This window comes from Lachnoclostridium phytofermentans ISDg (assembly GCF_000018685.1).
Classification (GTDB): domain Bacteria; phylum Bacillota; class Clostridia; order Lachnospirales; family Lachnospiraceae; genus Lachnoclostridium; species Lachnoclostridium phytofermentans.
Genome location: NC_010001.1, coordinates 2,347,852 through 2,368,709 on the forward strand (window position 1 = coordinate 2,347,852; position 20,858 = coordinate 2,368,709).

At 32.5% G+C, this 20,858-nt stretch carries 14 protein-coding genes; 12 read left to right on the forward strand and 2 right to left on the reverse strand.

What is annotated here, in order from left to right:
• The first annotated feature begins 171 nt into the window (after nt 1–171).
• The 3 genes from CPHY_RS09850 to CPHY_RS09860 all read left to right on the forward strand — a co-directional run bounded on the left by CPHY_RS09850 (nt 172) and on the right by CPHY_RS09860 (nt 3,574).
• Complete coding sequence (locus CPHY_RS09850) at nt 172–813, forward strand: lactate utilization protein (RefSeq protein ID WP_012199928.1); 642 nt, start codon at nt 172–174, stop codon at nt 811–813.
• Nucleotides 814–1,004: 191 nt separating this feature from the next.
• On the forward strand, nt 1,005–1,925 hold the full coding sequence (locus CPHY_RS09855; RefSeq protein WP_012199929.1) for a DUF1848 domain-containing protein: 921 nt from the start codon (nt 1,005–1,007) through the stop codon (nt 1,923–1,925).
• A gap of 239 nt (nt 1,926–2,164) precedes the next feature.
• Nucleotides 2,165–3,574: an MFS transporter gene (locus CPHY_RS09860; protein ID WP_012199930.1), complete on the forward strand. Its 1,410-nt coding sequence runs from the start codon at nt 2,165–2,167 to the stop codon at nt 3,572–3,574.
• Nucleotides 3,575–3,949: 375 nt separating this feature from the next.
• Here the strand turns inward: CPHY_RS09860 and CPHY_RS09865 are convergent, their stop codons facing one another.
• Both CPHY_RS09865 and CPHY_RS09870 read right to left on the reverse strand, forming a co-directional pair.
• A complete protein-coding gene (locus CPHY_RS09865) occupies nt 3,950–5,878 on the reverse strand; it encodes a YhgE/Pip domain-containing protein (RefSeq protein ID WP_012199931.1) in 1,929 nt (642 codons plus the stop codon).
• A gap of 13 nt (nt 5,879–5,891) precedes the next feature.
• Nucleotides 5,892–7,970: an efflux RND transporter permease subunit gene (locus CPHY_RS09870; RefSeq protein ID WP_012199932.1), complete on the reverse strand. Its 2,079-nt coding sequence runs from the start codon at nt 7,968–7,970 to the stop codon at nt 5,892–5,894.
• A 224-nt stretch (nt 7,971–8,194) separates the two neighbouring features.
• Here CPHY_RS09870 and CPHY_RS09875 point away from each other — a divergent pair, with 224 nt between their 5' ends.
• The 9 genes from CPHY_RS09875 to CPHY_RS09915 all read left to right on the forward strand — a co-directional run bounded on the left by CPHY_RS09875 (nt 8,195) and on the right by CPHY_RS09915 (nt 20,590).
• The gene (locus CPHY_RS09875; RefSeq protein ID WP_012199933.1) at nt 8,195–8,818 is read left to right on the forward strand and encodes a TetR/AcrR family transcriptional regulator; all 624 of its coding nucleotides are present in this window, start codon (nt 8,195–8,197) and stop codon (nt 8,816–8,818) included.
• Nucleotides 8,819–9,108: 290 nt separating this feature from the next.
• Complete coding sequence (locus CPHY_RS09880; RefSeq protein WP_012199934.1) at nt 9,109–10,965, forward strand: hypothetical protein; 1,857 nt, start codon at nt 9,109–9,111, stop codon at nt 10,963–10,965.
• A gap of 178 nt (nt 10,966–11,143) precedes the next feature.
• On the forward strand, nt 11,144–12,757 hold the full coding sequence (lnt, locus tag CPHY_RS09885; protein ID WP_012199935.1) for an apolipoprotein N-acyltransferase: 1,614 nt from the start codon (nt 11,144–11,146) through the stop codon (nt 12,755–12,757).
• A gap of 246 nt (nt 12,758–13,003) precedes the next feature.
• Complete coding sequence (locus tag CPHY_RS09890; RefSeq protein ID WP_012199936.1) at nt 13,004–13,288, forward strand: hypothetical protein; 285 nt, start codon at nt 13,004–13,006, stop codon at nt 13,286–13,288.
• On the forward strand, nt 13,281–14,177 hold the full coding sequence (locus tag CPHY_RS09895) for a hypothetical protein (protein ID WP_012199937.1): 897 nt from the start codon (nt 13,281–13,283) through the stop codon (nt 14,175–14,177). The genes CPHY_RS09890 and CPHY_RS09895 overlap by 8 nt, the downstream gene beginning before the upstream one ends.
• Before the next feature lie 140 nt (nt 14,178–14,317).
• Complete coding sequence (locus tag CPHY_RS09900) at nt 14,318–16,645, forward strand: AraC family transcriptional regulator (protein WP_012199938.1); 2,328 nt, start codon at nt 14,318–14,320, stop codon at nt 16,643–16,645.
• A 312-nt stretch (nt 16,646–16,957) separates the two neighbouring features.
• Nucleotides 16,958–17,929 (forward strand): ABC transporter permease, encoded by a 972-nt coding sequence (locus tag CPHY_RS09905; RefSeq protein ID WP_041703460.1) that lies wholly within the window; start codon nt 16,958–16,960, stop codon nt 17,927–17,929.
• 12 nt (nt 17,930–17,941) lie between these two features.
• Entirely contained in the window at nt 17,942–18,859 is a 918-nt protein-coding gene (locus tag CPHY_RS09910; protein ID WP_012199940.1) for a carbohydrate ABC transporter permease, read from the forward strand.
• A gap of 57 nt (nt 18,860–18,916) precedes the next feature.
• Nucleotides 18,917–20,590 carry a type 2 periplasmic-binding domain-containing protein gene (locus CPHY_RS09915; protein ID WP_012199941.1) on the forward strand — a complete coding sequence of 558 codons (1,674 nt, stop codon included), beginning with the start codon at nt 18,917–18,919 and terminating at the stop codon, nt 20,588–20,590.
• Nucleotides 20,591–20,858 lie beyond the last annotated feature (268 nt).

The window sequence follows — 20,858 nt, forward strand, 5'->3', positions numbered from 1 at the left end:
ACTTTATTCGACATGTATTTATCATAGCGGATAAATGTAATTTTGTAAAATATGTATTTTTTATCAAACTGATAATGATATTATTATCATGTATAATACAAATTAGTTATGTAAATTTATTACATGCTAATCTAGAATTAAGTATAGTAAATGGAAAGTAGGTTTTTAACAATGGATGAAAAAGTTTTATGGTATATAGAAAAGCAAGTGGAGAGGACCATTAAAAATCTAAATAGACGTAATATGGCTGGTTTTTATGTAAAAGATGAGGTTGAATTACATAAACTGCTGAAAAGCCTTCTGGAAGATAATTCTATAGTTGGTGTTGGGGACTCAATGACACTATTTGAAACTGGAGCGATTGATTTTTTACGACGTGGGAATTATTTATTTCTGGATAAATACAAAGAAGGTATTACGAAAGAAGAAAAACAGCAAATTTATTTGAATAACTTTACAGCGGACACATTTTTATGTAGCACAAATGCATTAACAGAAGAGGGTGAACTTTATAACATTGATGGGAATGGTAGTAGAGTAGCCCCTATGATATATGGTCCCAAACAGGTTATATTAGTTACAGGAATCAATAAAATTGTAAAAAATATAGAAGAGGCTGAAAAAAGAGTTAGAAATTATGCGGCACCGATTGATGCGAAAAGACTTGGGAAAGAAACACCATGTACTACGCTAGGTTATTGTGTGGATTGTAAAAGTCCAAATAGAATTTGCAATGATTTTACGATTATTCGCGGGCAGTTTATTAAGGATAGAATAAAAGTTATTATCGTAGGGAAGCAATTAGGATATTAATTGTATACAAATAGCGATTTATGAGTTTATTGATATTTCTTATACTAAAAAAAATTCCTATACTTTATAATTTTCAGTACTTTAAAATTTTTAATACTAAAAATTTTCTATACTTTAAAAATTCCTATACTTTAAAATTTTCAATACTTAAAATCTCCTATGTGTGATTATCATAAGAAAGGAGGCTAGTGATGATTCTTAGTGTTAGCAGAAGAACGGATATTCCAAATTATTATATGGAATGGTTTCTTGAACGTTTAAAAGAAGAGGTGGTTTGTATTAGAAATCCATACAACCCTCATCAAGTTAGTAGAATTCCATTAAGAAAAGAAGATATTGATTGTATTGTATTTTGGACGAAACACCCAAGTGGTTTAATTGAACAATTAAATGAATTAAATGATTATATGTACTATATCCAATTTACATTAACAGGTTATGGGAAGGATATTGAACCTTCCCTACCTGATAAACGTACAGTTCTTATTCCTCAATTTCTTTCCTTGGCAGAAAAACTTGGGAATGAACGAATAGTATGGCGTTATGATCCAATCATGATAAATGGGCGGTATACAGTAGAATATCATATAAAAGCATTTGAACAAATAGCGACTGCACTGGATGGAGCAACCGATCATGTGGTCATCAGTTTTCTAGATTTATACCGTAAGATGAAGAGTCGTGAGAATAAAAATGATCCTTTTCGTGAGGTTACGAAAGAAGAAATATATGAACTTTCTGCTGAATTCGTAAATATTGCAAAGCAACATCGTATGACTGTAATGACATGTTCTGAAGAAATATCATTAGACCATCTTGGAATTGAGCATGGTTGCTGTATTGATAAATCAAAGATTGAAGAACTTTTAGGTTATAAGTTAAAGGCAAAGAAAGATAACAATCAAAGAGCAACTTGTGGTTGCATGCAAAGCATTGATATTGGAAGTTATGATACATGTCCAAGTGGTTGTGTCTACTGTTATGCAACAGAGACAAAAGATCATGTTGAATTCAATCGTAAGCGTTATGATATTCATTCGAAATTACTTTGTGATTCTATTTCAACTACGGATAAAATTACATTACGAAAGGTTGCTTCTTTAAAGATGTAAAAATACCCATTGTTTAATTATATCGATATAACAGATAATCAATTTTTTAATATTGTTTTTAAACAGATCCATAAGAGAATATATAGTTAAAATTAATAGAAGAAAATGTTTAACTTTGTTACTATTTTGATTGTTATTCTAAATAATTCATGGTATTCTATGCTTAGAACATCATATTCACAAAAACAGAATATTTTTTATCATTTGCTTGAATCGATATAGTGTGTATGGGGGTAGCAATGAATAACTTGATGGTAATGTCAAAATTCCTGCTTGGTAAATTACGAAGGATTTATTTTATGGCTTTGCCAGAAAATAAGCAGGACTTAAAGAGGAGCAGAAGGTGGTATACGGTAGGAGATTCTGCAAATCAAACGATTGCACAGCTTGCTGGTGGTACATTTATTGTAACGTTGATGTCGTATGTTGGAATTTCCGACGCTAATATAGGTATTCTAACATCACTTGCCAGCTTAGCAGCAGTGTTTCAGCTGATGACGATGCGATTTGTTAATAAGCTACCAAAATATAAGTTTTATGTTTGCTTTACAGTACTTCAAAAATTAGTTTTTTCACTTATTTACTTTATTCCTCTTTTTACGTTAAGCAATCGGGCAAAGATGATTTGGGTTGTATTAGGATATTTCTATGCGCAGATTTGTACCCAGATAGGAACACCAGCGAGTCAAGATTGGATAGCAAGTCTTGTACCAAGTCGATTACGAGGACGGTATTTTGCAATAAAAGATTCGGTTGCTGTGTTTATAGTAGCATCAGTTATGTTAATTGCAGGAATTATTCTTGATTATTTTAAAAATGGTCATTTAACCACTGGATTTGTATTGATTGGAATTATGATAGCAATATTAGTTATCATAAACCTTGTAGCATTTAGCTTTATGAAAGAGCCAAGGCTATCTCTAACGAATGAAGATGGGTACGAGATGCATGGTACTTTAGCAAAGCGGGCAAAAACATTACATAAAAATGATTTTAATGATAGTATGATGTCGGAATTAAAATTTGCGTTTGGAAATCGTTACTTTCGCAAAGCATTAGGTTTAAATTGTTTATGGATGACTTCTTTTTACATAGCTGCACCGTTTAACTCCAGTTACCAGATTAAAGAATTAACACTACCATATACTTTCATTATGATAATAGGATTTTGTTCGAATCTATTTCGAATCTATATTTCACCAAAAGTTGGACGCCTTGCAGATCGATTTGGTATGGCAAAAGTATTTAAATATTCCCTGCTTGGTTTATTGTTAAATTACTTTTTGACAGCTTGTTCGCTTCCTAACAATGCCTATATTATGATACCGATAGCTGCATTTTTCTCTGCTTGTGGGTGGTCCTTTATTGGTATTGGATTATTTGGAATCCAACTTGAATTCTTGGATGAAAAGAAACGAATGATTCAGCTAAGTCTGATATCCTCGATTTCTGGAGTTTATGGTTTTCTCATATCTTACCTAGGTGGAAGATTATTAGATTATTTACAGAGGAATCCTCTTATCATATTCCAGAGGGAGTTATATGCACAACAAATTTTAAATTCAATTGGTGTTGTATTATTACTTGTTACCTTTAGTTATACAAAGCTTTTGATACAAGGGAAATCACCGAAAAAACAGGGACGGTAATAAATCTCTTTATTGGTGATAGTAAAGTAATATAAATTACTAATAACTAACAAAGATGCATGGGTAGAGTATTGTTTTTCCAACATTAATAATAAAACCCAAAAAGGTATGAAACCAACTTTATCTTAAAGTGGTTTCATACCTTTTTTAGTTCGGTGTGTCAAGCGTTACTTGACCAGATTATAAGTTGTTATAAATTATAATATCACTATTAAAACTTACATTACTTTCATACAATCTAGCTAGCTCTTAAACCTATTTTACTTTCATACAATCTAGCTAGCTCTTAGACCTATTTTACTTTCATACAATCTAGCTAGCCCTTAAACCTATTTTACTTTGATACAATCTACTAACCCTTATTTATTAACTAAATTATTGAATTTCTACTATAAACTTTACGTTACCATCCATATTATCTGTTAGGTTAGTAAAGGATTTATAGTTCTCACCTTGTTCGATTAAAGTATCTAATTTTCCCTGTAATACAGATACCGTATCATTATATTTATTATAAATTTCTTTTATTCCTTCTTCATAGAACTTGTTCATTCCATCGGATATTTTCTTTCCACCAATAGTAAGCTCACCAACTGCATTTGTCATTAATGATGTGGAATCCTTTAATTTTGCAGAACCATTTGTTAAGGAAGATGTTGCACTTTCTAGCTGTGTTACTCCTGTATACAATTGGTCAATTCCTGTTTTTAATGCTTTGGAACCACTATTTAAAGAGGTTAGACCAGCTTCTAATGCTTTGCTACCTGCTGTAAGTTTTGATAGTCCAGTTTTCAATTGTTCCTGTGCATTGTCTGTGGAAGTACAACCCTGATATAAAGTTTCTGCACCCTGAGAAATTTGAGTGACAGCACCGTTTAATTTATCAAGATAAGCACTTAATGTTTTGCCACTTGTTATTAAGCCCTCTGCAATTTGACGTTGTGCTGCTGTATTTTTTTCTAAAGCTGCGATAATATTAGCATCAGCATTTGCTGCTTTTAAGGTTGCAAGAATCTTTTCATTATTTTCGACAGTTTGTAGTAACTGTGAAAATACTTCGTTTTCTTTTGCTTTCCCATCCGCAATACCGGAGACTAATTGCTGTAAGGAAGCAAGATTTTCTTTTAAGGATTTACTACCCGCAACTAAATTTTTAAACTGTTTGTTTAAGGTGGTTATCCCAGTGTTTGCTTGATTTATCCCTGCATCTAAGGAGTTAGAACCTTCTAATAAGGCACTAATACCTTCTATAAGAGTGTTAGATTTGGAATGTAGTTCTTTCACACCACTGATAACTTTTGCTACGCCATCGGTATATTCCTTTGTTCCATTAAGTAAAGTTGTTACCCCAGAGAAGTACTCCTCTGACTTTCCTTGAAATTCGGATAGAGAACTTGAAAGAGTTGCTGATCCATCTCTTAATTCCTCACAAGACTGATATAGGGTATCCATAGAGTCGGATAGTTTCTTTAAATCAAGGTCATTATCTAATTTGATATCAGATAATAATCCGGTAGTTACTACATTAAGAAACATAATTGGATCATAATCTATAACATCGCAGTTAATTTCGATTTCTTCTGGAATTTCAATGCTTTCTAAATTGAGAGTCTCTTGTACACCACTCATTGCTACACCAACAATGATATATTTATCGCCATCAGATATTACTTTAGCATTCTTTGCAGTCACGTTTTTAAACAAATCAGTGCTTGCAGTTGTTACAGAAAGAATAGAAAATGGCACTTGTTCCTTGCTCTTAAACTGAAGTTTTATAGTTAATGCACCGGATTTTCCCACAATGTCATTCGCGTTAACTTCTTCTCCATCAAGAAGATAAGTTAGTTTTACATCGAAAGGCAATTCCTTTGTTGTGGTTCCTTGGTAATATATATCATTACCGTTTGCTTCCCAAGATATCGTTCCATCTGCATTGGTTACAAATGGTTCATCACCTTTGATATTTGTAATATTCTCAAGATCAGATTGATCTAGTATTGTGGAATCGGTATTAAAATTTTTTAACCAATCACTTACAATTACTTGTGATACCTCAGCGCTTGAATTCATTTTAACATATACGACTTCTTCTTTTTCTGCTTTCTTATTTTCTTTCTTATCATTTAAGTTAGTAGTAAATGTAGAATTGTCTAGTTTACCTAATGTATTAACATTTAGATGTGTCTGTGTAGCAGCATAAGCGGTTCCCTCATTTTTAGAAAAAGTAGTACCTACATAGCAGATACCTCCAACCATGGCAGTACAGAGTACACAAACAGTTGCTTTATTTAAAAAACGTTTCATAGTTATTCCTCCTTTAATTTGCTTCTTTTTTTGATAAAAAACCAATACTTGTTTTGCAGATGATTCGGTCAAAGAGCATAAACATGGATGGAAGTATAAAGATAACTACAACCATACTAATTAAGGCTCCACGTGACATTAAACTACAAAGTGAACTAATCATATCAATATTCGAATACAATCCAACACCGAAGGTGGCAGCAAAAAAGCTTAGCGCACTAACAAAGACTGATTTGATGGAAGTTTCATGTGCAATTGTAACGGATTCCACTTTATTTTTTCCATTGTTACGTTCTTTACGATATCTTGTAGTCATTAAAATAGCGTAATCGACTGTTGCACCAAGTTGGATGGTACCAATAACAATGGAAGCAACGAATGGAAGTTGTGTTCCTGTATAATATGGAATACCCATATTAATAAAGATTGCTAACTGTATAACGCTAACAAGTATAACTGGTAGAGAGATTGATTTAAATAACACTAAAATGATAAGGAATATAATAACAATGGAAACGATACTAACAGTCTTAAAGTCTGTATCCGCAATCGTAATTAAGTCTTTGGTTAAAGGAGCTTCTCCTACGACTAAGGAATCCTTACTATATTTTTTTACGATTTGATTAATTTGATCAATTTGGTTATTAACTTCATCTGTTGCTACCTTATAACTAGAGGTTACGATCTCAACCTGATAGTCATTATTTCGAACGGAGGAAATAAGACGATCCGGTATCATAGAGATTGGTAATGCTGGCCCAATAAGCTTATCAATACCGAGTGTCCATTCAATACCATCGATCGCTTGAATTTCTGACATTAGTTGATCTACATTTTTTTGTGATAAGTCGCTCTTTAAAAGAAGCATAATTGTGGTATCCATATTGTAATCTTCTTTTAATTTGTCATTTGCGATTACACTCTTTAGATCTTTTGGTAACGATTCATCGAGGTTATAATACACATCTGTATGGTTATTTCCATAGATAGCTGGAATCAATAACACAACAAAAGCTACGACAAAGATAAGATAGTGTTTTGTAACGAAAGTTGATAAACCTTTTAAATCTGGTAAGAAGTTTCTATGTTTTGTTTTTTCAATCCACTTATCACAAAGAAGGATCATGGAAGGAAGTACAGTTACGCAGGCAAGAACTCCAAAAACTACACCTTTTGCCATAACTAAACCGATGTCTTTTCCAAGTGTGAAACTCATAAAGCAAAGAGCAATGAAACCTGCGACTGTTGTAATGGAACTACCTACAACAGAGGAGAAAGTATTTGATATTGCATGAGACATAGCTCTGTCTTTATCATCAGGGTAACGTAATTTGTTTTCTTCATAACTATGAAGTAGGAATATGGAATAATCCATTGTTACACCAAGTTGTAGTACAGCGCTTAGCGCTTTTGTTATATAAGAAATTTCTCCAAAGATAATGTTACTTCCTAGATTATATACAATTGCCATTCCTATACTGATAAGGAACAAAAATGGAACTAAGAAGTACTCCATGCTAATACATAATACAAGTAATGATAACGCTACAGCAATCAATACATAGATTGGTGTTTCTTGATTGGAGAGGTCTCTTGTATCGGTGACAAGAGCTGACATGCCGCTAACAAAAACCTGTTCTCCAGTAACTTTTCTGATTTGACCGATGGCATTCATTGTACTATCCGCAGAAGTTGTTCCATCATAAAGAACTACCATCATGGTTGAATTCTCTGAATTAAAGGCATCCTTTATCTTATCTGGAAGCATCGAGATTGGAACATCGATCGAGAACGCATCATCATACCATAATATATCTTTTACATGATCGATCTCCTTAATTTTTTCTTTGAGCTTTACTACATCCTTGTCGGGCATGTTTTCTACGATTACCATAGAGAAAGCTCCGATGCCAAAGTCGTTTACTAAGATATCTTGACCTATCATCGTCTCTGTGTCCTTTGGTAGGTATGTAAGTACATCGTAGTTAATTCTAGTACAAATCATACCGATAAAGGACGGAATTAGTAGTAGTATACCAAGCACCAAAATTAATTTTTTGTGTTTGGTAACGAACTTACCAAATCTTATCATATTTTCATCCTCCATTTCTTTTAAAATGACTAGTGGTCATTTATCATTGATAAGTTATAACACAAAAATGACCAATGGTCAATAATGAATTTTAATTTTAATGAAAACTTAATGAAAGCCTAGCTATTGATGTTTCAAATGTTCTGTGCTAGTATAAAGATAATTAATCGGTAGACAATGAGAAGATACAAATTCCCCATGGATAAGAAAGGGGCTGAGTGCTGATGGGAAGAGTAACGGAAAATAAACAAGCAAAACGAAATTCAATCTTTCATTCTTCGTTTGATTTGTTTCGGACCAAAGGTTTTTTTCAGACATCGATCTCGGATATCGTGACAAAGGCTGGAGTTGCCAAAGGTACCTTTTATCTATATTTTAAGGACAAGTATGATTTACGAGACAAGCTTATTGCATTTAAAGCAGGAACTTTGTTTCATGCAGCTGAACTTAACTTAAGTGAAACAAATATTAAGGATTTTCCGGAACGACTGATATTTATTGCAGATCAGATTATTGATCGGTTGGCTATGGAACCTGATTTTCTAAAATTTATATCAAAAAATTTAAGCTGGGGCGTATTTAAGACTGCATTGTTAAAGGGACATGAAACCGGAGAAACAGATTTTTATAATGCGTATTTGCATATGGTAGAGGAAAGTCCTTATGAATTTAAGAATCCCGAAATTATGTTATTTATGATTGTTGAATTAGTAGGTTCAAGCTGTTATAGTTGTATTCTTGATGATGAACCATTAACGATGGAAGACTATAAGCCATATCTTTACGAGGTAATTCGAGGAATCATTCAGATGCAGATAGTTAAAAAAAAATCTAGCAATGAGGTTTAAATTATAGAATCTAAAAATGTGAAAGGCTTTGTAGATAGTTCGAATAGAATCATTCGGATTATCTATAAAGCCTTTTTGTTATATAGGGAAGAATATATAAGTGCTGATAATTATGAAATTACATTTCTTAACTAAAAATATTAAGTAAAGAATAGATAAGAAAATTTATGTTTCTAACAGAATTTGTTCATAGTATTTTGGACCAAAATTTGTTATGATATCCAATGTTGGGTTAATTTTGATATTAACTTACTAAAGTAATAGGAAAATAGAAATACTGGGGAAACCAAATGACAAACGAGATCAAGTTACCAAATTACAATATTACAGAACAAGATGCACATTTTTATAATGATGTAAAATACGTTACAGTAAGTCTAGGACGAGAACGTAATCAAGTATTAACAAAGTTTCAGTCAGATATATTATCACTTGATGTGGTAAATATACGTTATCGTTTTCAAAAGGAATATCAAGAAATATTATATTCTATAAAAAATGAGCTACATAATCAGATGTCGTCGACTAATGTAAACGATTTATTACAATTAGTTAAGCAAATATATTCTGAGATAGAGGATGGATATCAACAGTTAGTTAAGCTAGATAACATATCTCATCATATGAAAGAACACTATCATCTGACTTTTTATACAATAGGAAATCTAATAAAATTTATAAACCTATCCATGCAAATAGATATCAATTCAAAACCGACCGCAGCTTGGTTTGTAGAAGCAAATTACGATGCTATCATTGAAATGATTGATTTAGCACAAACAAAAGTTGAGGACTATATTAAATCTAAGAAACGGCTCGGAAAGGTCTGGAAGGAAGAAATATTTATTAAAGAAAATTTATCTTTGATAGAACGCTTTCAAACTGTGAAGATGGGAGGATTTCGTTTTCTTCATAGTTTTTATTGGAAGCAAAAGAAGCAATTCCGCTCTTTATTTATAGAAGATATAGAACTTTTAAATGAACAGGAATACGAAGTTCTATACAATAATCTTCTTATCTATCATGAGTGTAAAGAATGGTTAGAGAATGAAAATAGTAAAGTTCAGAGTTTATTAGGTGAAAATTATATAAAAGAAGATACCTCGTTTCCGAGTTTAAGAAGAGAATACGATTCAATTTATCGTTTTATCCAAATGTTTTCAATAGAGCTTCCGATGAGTTTTATTAAGGAACTTTTGCATGATAATGGCGTTAGAAAATTTTATGACTTAATTAGGAGTCTCATAAAACAAGAGAATATAAAAAGCCTAAATAAATTAGAAAATATTCCATTCCCAAAATCTTATCAGTTGATGGAGCTTTCTGCTACAGAAGCCTTCGAATTATTTACGAAATTAAAAGATAATTATCAGTTACTAATTAATGATTTAGAATTCATACTATCCTTAGTCTATAAAAAAGTAGACGGATTAACAATGGATGAACTTAGAAAGTATTTTCAACAAATTGAGCGAATTAAGCAAAAAGAAGAATGGCTTTTAACGAATCAAGAAAAGATTGAAGATACATTTGGCGGACATTATCGTAAGAATTTAACAGACTGGGAAGAAGTAAGACAATATCTAGCTTCCGTAAAGGAAACAAAAGGTTATGGATTTTCACTTTACTATGAGGCAGTAAAACCTCAAGTAGAAAAAGGGCATGAACTTACCAATGAGCATATATGGGAGGTTTGTGAAACAATTCTTTTAGCAGAACACCCAATCAAAGAGGAGATTTTTCAAAAAAGAGTTGTAAAGCTTTTAGATCAAAAAAGAATTACCCCAAAATTAAAGGAGAGTATTAACTCTTATCTAGAAAACTATTTAAAGGATGGTTTTGTTTTAAAAGATGGGGTATTACAAAAAGAGGATATTACAGAATATAATCTCCGTATTTATTTACCTGAGGATGGTAAGAGAGAGATAGAGAGTATTCCAGAGTGTGAGCTATGTGCGGGAGTTTTATCTATTATCCGTGTTAAACGTGAAATTACTTTAGATTCGATTAGTAAAATAATGGCGGAGCAATTAGGATACCCAAGACGTACGAAAATGTTCAACAGTGCTGTGGGGGAAATTGTTAAAAAGCTAAAGCAAGAGAGTAAGATTGTTCGTCATAGTGGTGGGTGGCGTTTATGTAAATAATTCATTTCGTTCTATAGTGTTTGTGCCTATTACAGTTCACATAATTTTGGTAAGAATGGGAGAAATTATTATTGTAATAGGCACGAATTTCTGAAATAGGAACCAGAGGACATTGAACCCGGCTTGTCTTATGGGGAAAGTAAATTCGTAAGACCAATAAAAGCGAGGTTGTTTTTACATGAATGGATTGAAATACTCACCTAAAATGCAGACTTTTCTCTTTAGCATGTTTTCGGGAATATTGACTGCATATGCATTTTTAGAAAGAAGAGCATGGTTTTTATGCTTTTTTTCTTTGATACCGCTATTTCTTGTATTCTTGCAAAATAACAATACGGAATTAAAAAAGCTACAACCGATCGCCATTTTTTCCTATTCTATATTTTATTATGGGCCAGTGTTATATTGGCTTTATAATTTATCTTCAGTTATGCCATTTGATGGGATTATGCCAACTTTTATACTTAGTTTAGGTATTCTTATCATTGTGATACAAAATGGGCTTGGGTTATATATTTCTTTACTTTCATTTCGACATTTACGTACAGGTACTGCTTGGGATATCGTAATACTTGCTTGTCTTTATGTACTTGCGGAATGGTTGCAAGAATTTCTTGGATTCGTAGCATTTCCATGGGCAAGATTATCCTTATCAGTAACACCTTGGCCGTTATTTATCCAATCCGCCTCCGTATTTGGTGGGTTATTTATTTCTATTTTATTGTTATTGATCAATGGCGTATTTGCTTTCGGGATTGTGAAAGCGAATAGTTATTTTGGGATTTTACCTTTGGCAACGGAGAGATTAAGTTGGAAAAAAGAATTCATGAATCTAACCGCATACATTTTTATTGGTGTATTTCTGGTTGGAAATATTTTATTTGGAGCTATAAGAGGGAGCAAATCCTTTGATGATGAAAACTCTGAAGCGATTGAAGTGTTATTAGTACAGGGAAATCATCCTGGAATTAATAAATGGCAGACATCAACGATTCAGATACTTGCGGATTACATGGATTTGACGGAAGATAATGTCACAGAGAATACAAAACTTGTATTTTGGCCAGAAACCGCTGTTCCTATTTATATTGAAGAAGCTTTTGATGAGCAAAAACAGTTAATGGACTTATGTGAGAAACATAATATTAGTATTGTACTTGGTTCTTTTAGTCATAAAGAAGTGAAGGGTGAAGACACCAGCTATAATGCAATGTATGTAGTAACAAAGGATGGTATATCAAAAAATCCATATTATAAGCAAAAGTTAGTACCTTTCGGTGAATATCTACCATTTTCTAAAATCTTTAGAAAAATCTCTCCTGGGTTTACGTCCATGTTAATGGAACAGTTAACGGAAACTCCAGGAACAGAAACTTTCCCAGTGGAAACGGAATATGGAGATGTTGGTGGAATCATATGTTATGAATCAATATTTCCGAAAATATCCAGAGAAAGTGTTAAGAATGGAGCACAGTTGCTTTCGGTACTTAGCAATGATTCTTGGTTTGGAGATTCCGCTGCACTTTATCAACATCATTCACAGTCTATCCTTCGAGCAGTAGAAAATGGAAGGTATGTCGTACGTGCGAGCAATACTGGTCTAACTTCCATTATTAATGAAAAAGGGGAAGTTATAAAAAAAGTAGATGCATTGATTGGTACAACTCTACGTAGTGAAATCAAATTTTATAATCATAAAACTTTATATACTAGAATCGGTGATGTTATTGTTATACCTGGTATATGTCTGATTTTTGCTGCTATAATTAAGCGGATATTTTATCGTATATAACTCGTCACTGCTATAAAAAAATCCCCCCCTTATGGTAGAACATTTATATAACCTCTACCATAAGGGGGATGTTTCTATAGCAAGCCACTATCTAAAGTCTTTCACTTCAGATGGTTGGTATTCATTATTTTAAAGAGTTAATTTTTTGTACAAAATTTAGAGAGTTAAAAATTGTATTAATTGACATAAAATCCTAAATTTCATATAATAAAGTTACGAATTCATTCGTTTGGAGGAGGTAGTATTATGTGGATGTATTATGCGGGTGCTGGTATTATAGCTAGTTTAATAATATTGTGTGTGATTTTGATTTTTATCAGTAAATCAAAGAAAAAGGCACTGAATATGGTGAATCTAAAACTTCCAATGAATCAAGGAGAAGTACGAGCCTTTGGAGTACGTGAGGAGTATCTTATTACAGTTTTGGACCATTATCAGTACCTTGTTCGTGATGGTGAGATTGTTGCAGTAAAAGATTTAACCAAACCAGATTCTTATAAAGAATATTTGGGAGGGCAATATCATGCTTAATGTCGATAGTATAATAAAGAATGATTCCGTATTTGAACTCTCGAGTACGATAGATTCAATTTACCGAACTTATCAAAGTGAGAAAGAGCAACTTTTGGCCGATTATGAAGTGAAAAAGAAAGAATGCCAACAGTTATTAATAGCGATTGATAATATTAGAACTGCTTATTTAACCCCTTACATAAATCAGCTATATCAGGAATTAGAAGAGTTTGGAAGTCCTAGTAAAAAGCCCAATTATACTGTACTTTTAACAGATCAATCATTAACCAAGGACTGGAAAGATAGTGATATTAGACGCACCTATCTGATAGCTAAAAAGCGTTTATCAAAATACAAAAATGATTCAAAAGATATAGTTACAAAATTTCTTTATGATTGGACAAGCAATAAGAAAAAGTTAGAGGTAGGAAATCAAGATCTAAAGAAATTACGAGAATTGGTGGCATTACAAAAACAAGAATACTTAGAAGAAATAGGAAAAGTATCGGAGATAATACCAAAGCTCAAGCTTTATCTTGATGTATTAATCGATTTGAAAATTAATATAAAAGAGATTATTTTACCAGAAACAGAAGGGATTCATGCATTTTTGGTAGCAAAACACATAACAGAACAGATTACGATTAGGCAATACCCAGGGACCGTTAACTTAGATTCTATTTTAAAGCTAGCAAATACATCATATGAAAAACATTATTTGTTTATAAAACAAGTATTTCGTTTTTATTCTAATTTGGTGGAACTGTTGGAACACTCAATCAGTATTGACTTTTGTACAAAGAATAGCATCACACCGAAGGAGTTTTCTTGGATACTACAAAAGAAAGAAATCATGGAAGATTCTGTCAATGAAATGAAAAGGAATTTATTTTATATACAAAATTAGTTTTAGGAGAAAATAACCAAATAATTTTGCTTGCATTCTGAACTGAAATTAGATACACTATGCATAATCTACAAATATATGCGTATGTAAGATGTCATATTAGTTAATATACATAGGAAAATAAAATTTCGGAGGATGCAATGAAACGAATTCCGATTGTAATTCAATTAATTTTTATCCTGTTATTATTGTTCCTGATACCAACAGTAATTACCGGATATTACAGCAATGTACAAATGATGAAGTATTCTGAAGAAGAAATTGCATATTCTGCTATGGCTCAAATTGATACGAGCAGTTCTTATAGCGAAGCTATTTTAATGAATATAGTTAAGAACATATTACAAATGGTTGGAACCAACGAATTTAATGGATTGAAAAACATTACTACATATAAAGCGTTAAACTCAGAATACAGTAAAATAAAAGTTGCCACCGGTATCTATGATCAGATGAAAGAGATTCAAAATAACAATAAAATTGTTAGTTCTATCTATTTTTGTCTCGATGATGCTGACTATGTTATCTCAACGAACCGAGGAGTTGTTAAAAAACAAGCCTATGAAGATATTTCATGGATTAATGAAATGGATTTAAAAGCACTGGGTTCTGCTGGTTTATGGTACCCAAGAACTTATAACACTGCAACCGTTTCTGAACTTACAAATAGTAAGTCAACTGGAGAAGTGAGAAATGTCATTTCCTATATTTATCGCTTAAATAAACTAACGACATCAACCAAAGGTACCATTGTTGTTAATGTTGATGCACAACGATTGAATGAAATATTACTTTCGAGTGTTAATTCAGATGATGCACAGGGGATTATAGTAATGCCAGATGGCACGATTATATCGCATAAAGAGAAGTCTAAATTTCTTAAAAAGTTTGAAGACATGGAATTTGTAAAAGATTCTTTAGCGAGCGGTATAACAACAGGCTATCAATATCAAAAGGATGGAGATCGTGCTATCTTATTAACTTTTCAAAAATCATCACAATTCCAGTGGATTTATGTCAACACTTATAATATGGATACGCTGATGAGTAAATCAGATAGTGTGCGTAATGGGTATACCATATTTATCTCAATTATAATAGCTCTTGGGACTATTGTAGTAATTGTATTATCTAGAGAGTTTTCTAAACCAATGAGAAAGTTAGTTCAAAATGTGAAACAGCTCAATGGTATGGAGCAACTTGGGGTGAAAAATGAACTTTCTTTTTTAAGTGGTGCAATTGAAAAAATACAGGAGCAAGAGAGTGAATTGCATCACCTTTTAAAGGAAAAGGAAGAGGAAGCTAGAAACTTACTTCTTCATAATTTACTAACTGGCGAAGTTACGAATCAAAAAGAAATCGAAAATGTTGAAAAAATATTTCCATACAATCATTATATGGTAGCGATACTATCGATTGACAATACGAAGCGTTATTTAGAGACGACAGGAAAAGACAAGCGTAGTATTCAACGTTTTGCACTGCAAGAAAAGATAAAAAGAGTATTTTCTGAAGGGTATCATGTAGAATCCATGCGAGATGGTGCAGGTATGATGGCTATCATTATAAACATGAAATCTTATGATTATGTAAAAGTATCTAGAGAGTTATTTAATATATTAACTGGTATACGTCAAGAAGCACAGCGTGTCTTTGAATATACCGTAACGGTTGGAGTTTCTACTGTGCATAATGGATATGAGCTGATTAATGAATGTCATGTGGAAGCACTAGAAGCTATTAAGCGACGTATTATTGTGGGTAGAAATCAAATTATCTTCTGGAATCCGCAAAAAAAAGAGAATAACAAGTATTCCTATTCTTATAATAGTGAAAAAAAGATACTAAACTTTCTTTCATCCGGTGATGCGGATAGTGCGAGAGTAGAGCTTATCAATCTATTTGATGATATTAAGCAAAAAGAAGATATATCCTATGAAAATTTGTTACTGATTTTAAATCAGCTAGCAGGTGCTACCGTAAAATTCATGATGGAACACAATATTAATTCTAGTAAAGTTTTTGGTAATAACACAAATTTATATCAAATGATAGGTGGAATGGATACATTAGAGGATATAGAAGCCTATTTAGGAAAGGTTTTTGTATCCATTACAGATTATTTAAAGAGTTTTCATGAAGATACATCAGAGAAAAGTTCAGAACTAATCATTAAGTATATAAGAAAACACTACAAAGAGGAAATCGTATTTGAAGATCTTGCAAATCAGATTGGAATTAGTTATTCGTATATGAGAAAAGTGATACGAGAGGACACCGGGAACAGTTTGATGGACAATGTAAATCTTTTACGTATTGATGAGGCAAAACGTTTATTACTACACGCGGATTTGAGCCTTACTCAGATAGCAACAGAAGTTGGATATCATAATGTACAGAGCTTGAATCGTTTCTTTAAAAAGTATGAAGGAGTATCTCCGAGTGACTTTAAGAATAATGTAAAATAATTCAATATTTTTATTTGTGCAAAATATTCATAAATCCAAGTTGTTAAATTGGTTTTATGGATATTTTTTTTGATTTCAGCTATCACATTTGATACTTAAAAGTCATGATTTGGTAATTCGGACATGTCTATTTATAGATAAGAAATTGTATCATTTTCTTATTGATGCATTGAAACACTATTAAAATAAGGGTTTTTTATATAATCAAAAACGATACGTGGTATCAAAAGTGATTATTTACAAAGTACTTGAACCAGTTTATAGTGTGAGTATGCTAAATGAAAAAACGCACAAAACAACAAACAGAAGGAGATGATATTTGTGAAATTTGCCAAGGCAAATAAGATAAGCAACAGTGTAGTTCCTTTACAAATGAAGAAGAGGGGCATTTTTCATTACATAAAGAAAGATTGGCAATTGTATGTATTGCTATTAGTACCATTAGCATTTGCTTTAGTCTTTAAATATGGTTCTTATTTTGGACTAACCATAGCATTTAAAGATTATAAGATATTAAAAGGCTTCAATGGTAGTAAATGGGTTGGATTTGATATCTTCCGTAAAGTATTTACCATGAGAAATTTTGGTTCTGCTGTTCGAAATACTTTGTTACTTAATGTATTAACCTTAGTATTTGGATTTCCAATGCCAATTATATTAGCTCTTTTATTAAATGAAGTCAAGAATAAATACTTTAAGAAAGTAACACAAACCTTAATTTATTTACCTCATTTCCTATCCTTCATTATTATTGGTGCGATGGCTTACCAGATTTTTGGTCAGGAAAACGGTGTAATTAATAACATTATTGTATCACTAGGTGGTTCCAGAATACCATTTTTACAAGAGGATACTCATTGGTTAATTTCTTACGTTGTTATTAACGTATGGCAAACAATGGGATGGGGAACGATTATTTACCTAGCAGCGATTACAAGTGTAAATCCAGAATTATATGAGGCTGCTACTGTTGATGGAGCAGGTCGTTGGGGAAAAATTAAGAATGTTACACTTCCATGTATTAGAAGTACCATTGTAACTCTTCTTATTATGAACTTAGGTAAGATTATGGCAGGTTCTTTTGAAAATGTATATGCACTTATGAATGTAGCTACTCCAAAATATACAACAACTATTCCTATCCTTGTTTACCGCTTGGGCTTATCAAATGGTAAGTACAGTGAGGCAACAGCAATCGGTTTATTCCAGTCTGTGATTGGACTTGCACTTGTTCTTATTTCTGATCGAATTGCGAAGAAACTTGGCGAAGATGGATTGTTATAAGGAGGAGAGCAGATGGAAGCAAAATTACAAACAAGAAGTTTAAATAAAAAAGTAGAAAAACATAAAATAACTGACAAAATAGCATCATTTTTAATCCACCTTTTTTTAGTATTAGTTGCACTTACTTGTGTATTACCATTTCTACATGTTTTTGCAAAATCCGTAAGTAATGAAGCTTATGTTATTGCTAATAAGGTATTATTACTCCCGAAAGAATTTACGATAACAGCGTACAAGAAGGTATTTGCAGATTCTAGTATACTAAGATCCTTCTATGTATCCGTAGTAGTAACCATACTATTTACGATGCTTGGTATTTTAATAACCTTATGCGCTGCATATCCATTATCAAGAAAAGGCTTAAAGGGTCGTTCCTTCTTTACTTTCGTTTTTTTGTTTACGATGTATTTTTCCGCAGGTATTATTCCTGAGTATTTATTGATCAATAACTTAGGACTTTTAGATACTTGGGCGGTGTTAATTTTACCATTAGCATTCAGTCCATATAACTTTCTAATTATGAAGACATCCTTACAAAGTACGATACCGGATAGCTTAATTGAATCAGCTCATTTGGATGGAGCAACACAATTTCAGATTCTTGGAAAGATTGTTGTGCCTTTATCCAAACCGATTCTTGCAACTTTATCTTTATTCTACGCAGTAGGTCGTTGGAATGCATATCAAGATGCATTGTTCTATGTAAAACAGAATGTATCCTTAAGACCTCTACAATTAAAAATGTATTACTTAGTAGTTTCAGCCACGGAGTCTTTACAGGCAGCATCAGAAGGCGGGGCTCAGATAACAAATCCAGAAGTTTTAAAAGCAGCATGTATTATGTTTGCAACGATACCAATCATCTGTATTTATCCTTTCGTACAGAAGTTCTTTGTTCAAGGAACTATGATTGGTTCAGTAAAAGGTTGATAGTTTTCCGGTGTTCCGGATGCTATATAAATGTATTTTAAAAAGGGAGGTACAATTATGAGAAAGTCAATTAAAAAAGCAGCAGCACTCGCTTTAACACTTGCTATGTCTACAGCAGTGTTAGCAGGTTGCGGCAGCAAAGACAAATCAACTGGAACCAAGAATGACCCTACTACAGCGCCTACAAAGGCAGCTGATAATAATCAGGGGTCTACAGATCCAACTAAAGCTCCAGAAAGCGCTTTTAAGGATTACTCTAACGGATTCGAAAAAAATGTAACCATTCAAATTCCTGTTTATGACAGAGCATTTGAAGGTTGGAATCCAACAAACAACTACTATACTCAGTGGGTACAAAAAGAATTTGGTGAGAAGTATAATGTCACAGTTGAATTTGTAGCTATTGGTAGATCAACAGAGGTAACTGACTATACACAAATGTTAGCTGCTGGTACAGCACCTGATATCATTTTCCATTATGATATGCCACAGGCAATTGCATACTACGATGAAGGTGCTATGCAAGAATTAAACTACGATGAAATTGCTAACTATGCTCCTACATACTATAAGAACCTTGGTGCTACTATTGATTCTTATGGTACGATTAACGGTGAGAAGGTATTCTTCTTTGCTAACAGACCAACTGCTTATAACTGGGTTACTTTAGTAAGACAAGACTGGATCGACAAAGTTGGTAAGACTATGCCTACTAACTTAACTGAATTAAATGAATTATATGCTGCTTGGAGAGATGCAGGTCTTGGAAATGGTGGTGGTACTTTACTTCAGAATAACTTCATTTATGATTATTTCTTCCGTTCCTGGCCAATCGATGCAGACGAGAGAGCATTATATTCCGATCTTTCTGTTGCTGCATTACCATGGGAACCGACACATAAGTTTTTAAAGAACTTAAACTATCAGTATAACAACAACTTAATTGATAAAGAGTTCTACTTAAATACAGATGATGCTGCTACAAAGGCAGACTTCGTATCTGGTAACAGCGGTGTATATAGTTTCTATATCTCAAGCTCTACTGATGTTTTAACTTCACTTTTAGCAAACAATCCAGATGCTAAGGTTTCCTTACTTCCAATTGCTGCTAACGTTTCAGAGGGTGGCGTTCCACAGCAACGTGGTTACTGGCCATTTGGTATGATTATGGGTATCAATTCTACTACTACAGCTGAAGAAAGAATTGCTATATGGATGTATCTTGAGTGGTTAAGCCAGCCAGATAACTTATTCTTCTTCCAAAATGGTGTAGAAGGTCAAAACTATACTTTCAATGAAGAAGGTTTAGCAGTTAAGACTCCAGACTTTGCAGGAGAATCTAAACTTTCTAATAACAACAACAAAGACTACTGGTGTTTAGTAGTAGAGAGTGCTCAATACTCAAATCAAGATTTAAACTACAAGGCTAATATCGCAAACTGGGCTCCAGCTGGATATGAGTATATTATTGAAGATGCATATAAGGATTATATTGCTAATTTAGAGTATATGACTCCAGATGCAATTTTCTTAGATACCATTCAGTCTGTTGCAGAGTTTAAGTCTGATCTAAATGATCTTTTTAAAGAGCTTTATGTAAAGTGTACTATGGCTCCAGAAGCTGATTTTGAAAATGTTTATAAGAAAGCTTGTGAAGATTACTTAGCAGCTGGATATCAGACAATTCTTGATGAGAAACAAGCAGCTATCACAAGTGGTGGATACAACTAGGTTTTAATTTAGAAATTCTCCAAAAAAAATATACTAGATACAAATTTACTAAAGTTAAAATGCTATTTATAAAATACTGACGAAGAAGATATTTATATACTTTATGAGAAAAACGATTTATATAAAAAATACTTATGAAGAAGTTATGATATCTACGATTAGGTACGAATAAATAAAAACAAAAGAGATTGTATCTGGTAACAAATGAGAAGTAAAGATTATAATGTACACACGATAAGAGAAAAAGTAATAATGTACACCAGTTAAA

Bases quoted from the DNA above. Each gene is read 5' to 3' on its own strand.
- CPHY_RS09915 (WP_012199941.1), top strand. From the start codon at position 18,917: ATGAGAAAGTCAATTAAAAAAGCAGCAGCACTCGCTTTAACACTTGCT.
- CPHY_RS09900 (WP_012199938.1), top strand. From the start codon at position 14,318: ATGAAACGAATTCCGATTGTAATTCAATTAATTTTTATCCTGTTATTA.
- CPHY_RS09880 (WP_012199934.1), top strand. From the start codon at position 9,109: ATGACAAACGAGATCAAGTTACCAAATTACAATATTACAGAACAAGAT.
- CPHY_RS09875 (WP_012199933.1), top strand. From the start codon at position 8,195: ATGGGAAGAGTAACGGAAAATAAACAAGCAAAACGAAATTCAATCTTT.
- CPHY_RS09860 (WP_012199930.1), top strand. From the start codon at position 2,165: ATGAATAACTTGATGGTAATGTCAAAATTCCTGCTTGGTAAATTACGA.
- lnt (WP_012199935.1), top strand. From the start codon at position 11,144: ATGAATGGATTGAAATACTCACCTAAAATGCAGACTTTTCTCTTTAGC.
- CPHY_RS09890 (WP_012199936.1), top strand. From the start codon at position 13,004: ATGTGGATGTATTATGCGGGTGCTGGTATTATAGCTAGTTTAATAATA.
- CPHY_RS09895 (WP_012199937.1), top strand. From the start codon at position 13,281: ATGCTTAATGTCGATAGTATAATAAAGAATGATTCCGTATTTGAACTC.
- CPHY_RS09850 (WP_012199928.1), top strand. From the start codon at position 172: ATGGATGAAAAAGTTTTATGGTATATAGAAAAGCAAGTGGAGAGGACC.
- CPHY_RS09870 (WP_012199932.1), bottom strand. From the start codon at position 7,970: ATGATAAGATTTGGTAAGTTCGTTACCAAACACAAAAAATTAATTTTG.
- CPHY_RS09910 (WP_012199940.1), top strand. From the start codon at position 17,942: ATGGAAGCAAAATTACAAACAAGAAGTTTAAATAAAAAAGTAGAAAAA.
- CPHY_RS09905 (WP_041703460.1), top strand. From the start codon at position 16,958: ATGATATTTGTGAAATTTGCCAAGGCAAATAAGATAAGCAACAGTGTA.
- CPHY_RS09855 (WP_012199929.1), top strand. From the start codon at position 1,005: ATGATTCTTAGTGTTAGCAGAAGAACGGATATTCCAAATTATTATATG.
- CPHY_RS09865 (WP_012199931.1), bottom strand. From the start codon at position 5,878: ATGAAACGTTTTTTAAATAAAGCAACTGTTTGTGTACTCTGTACTGCC.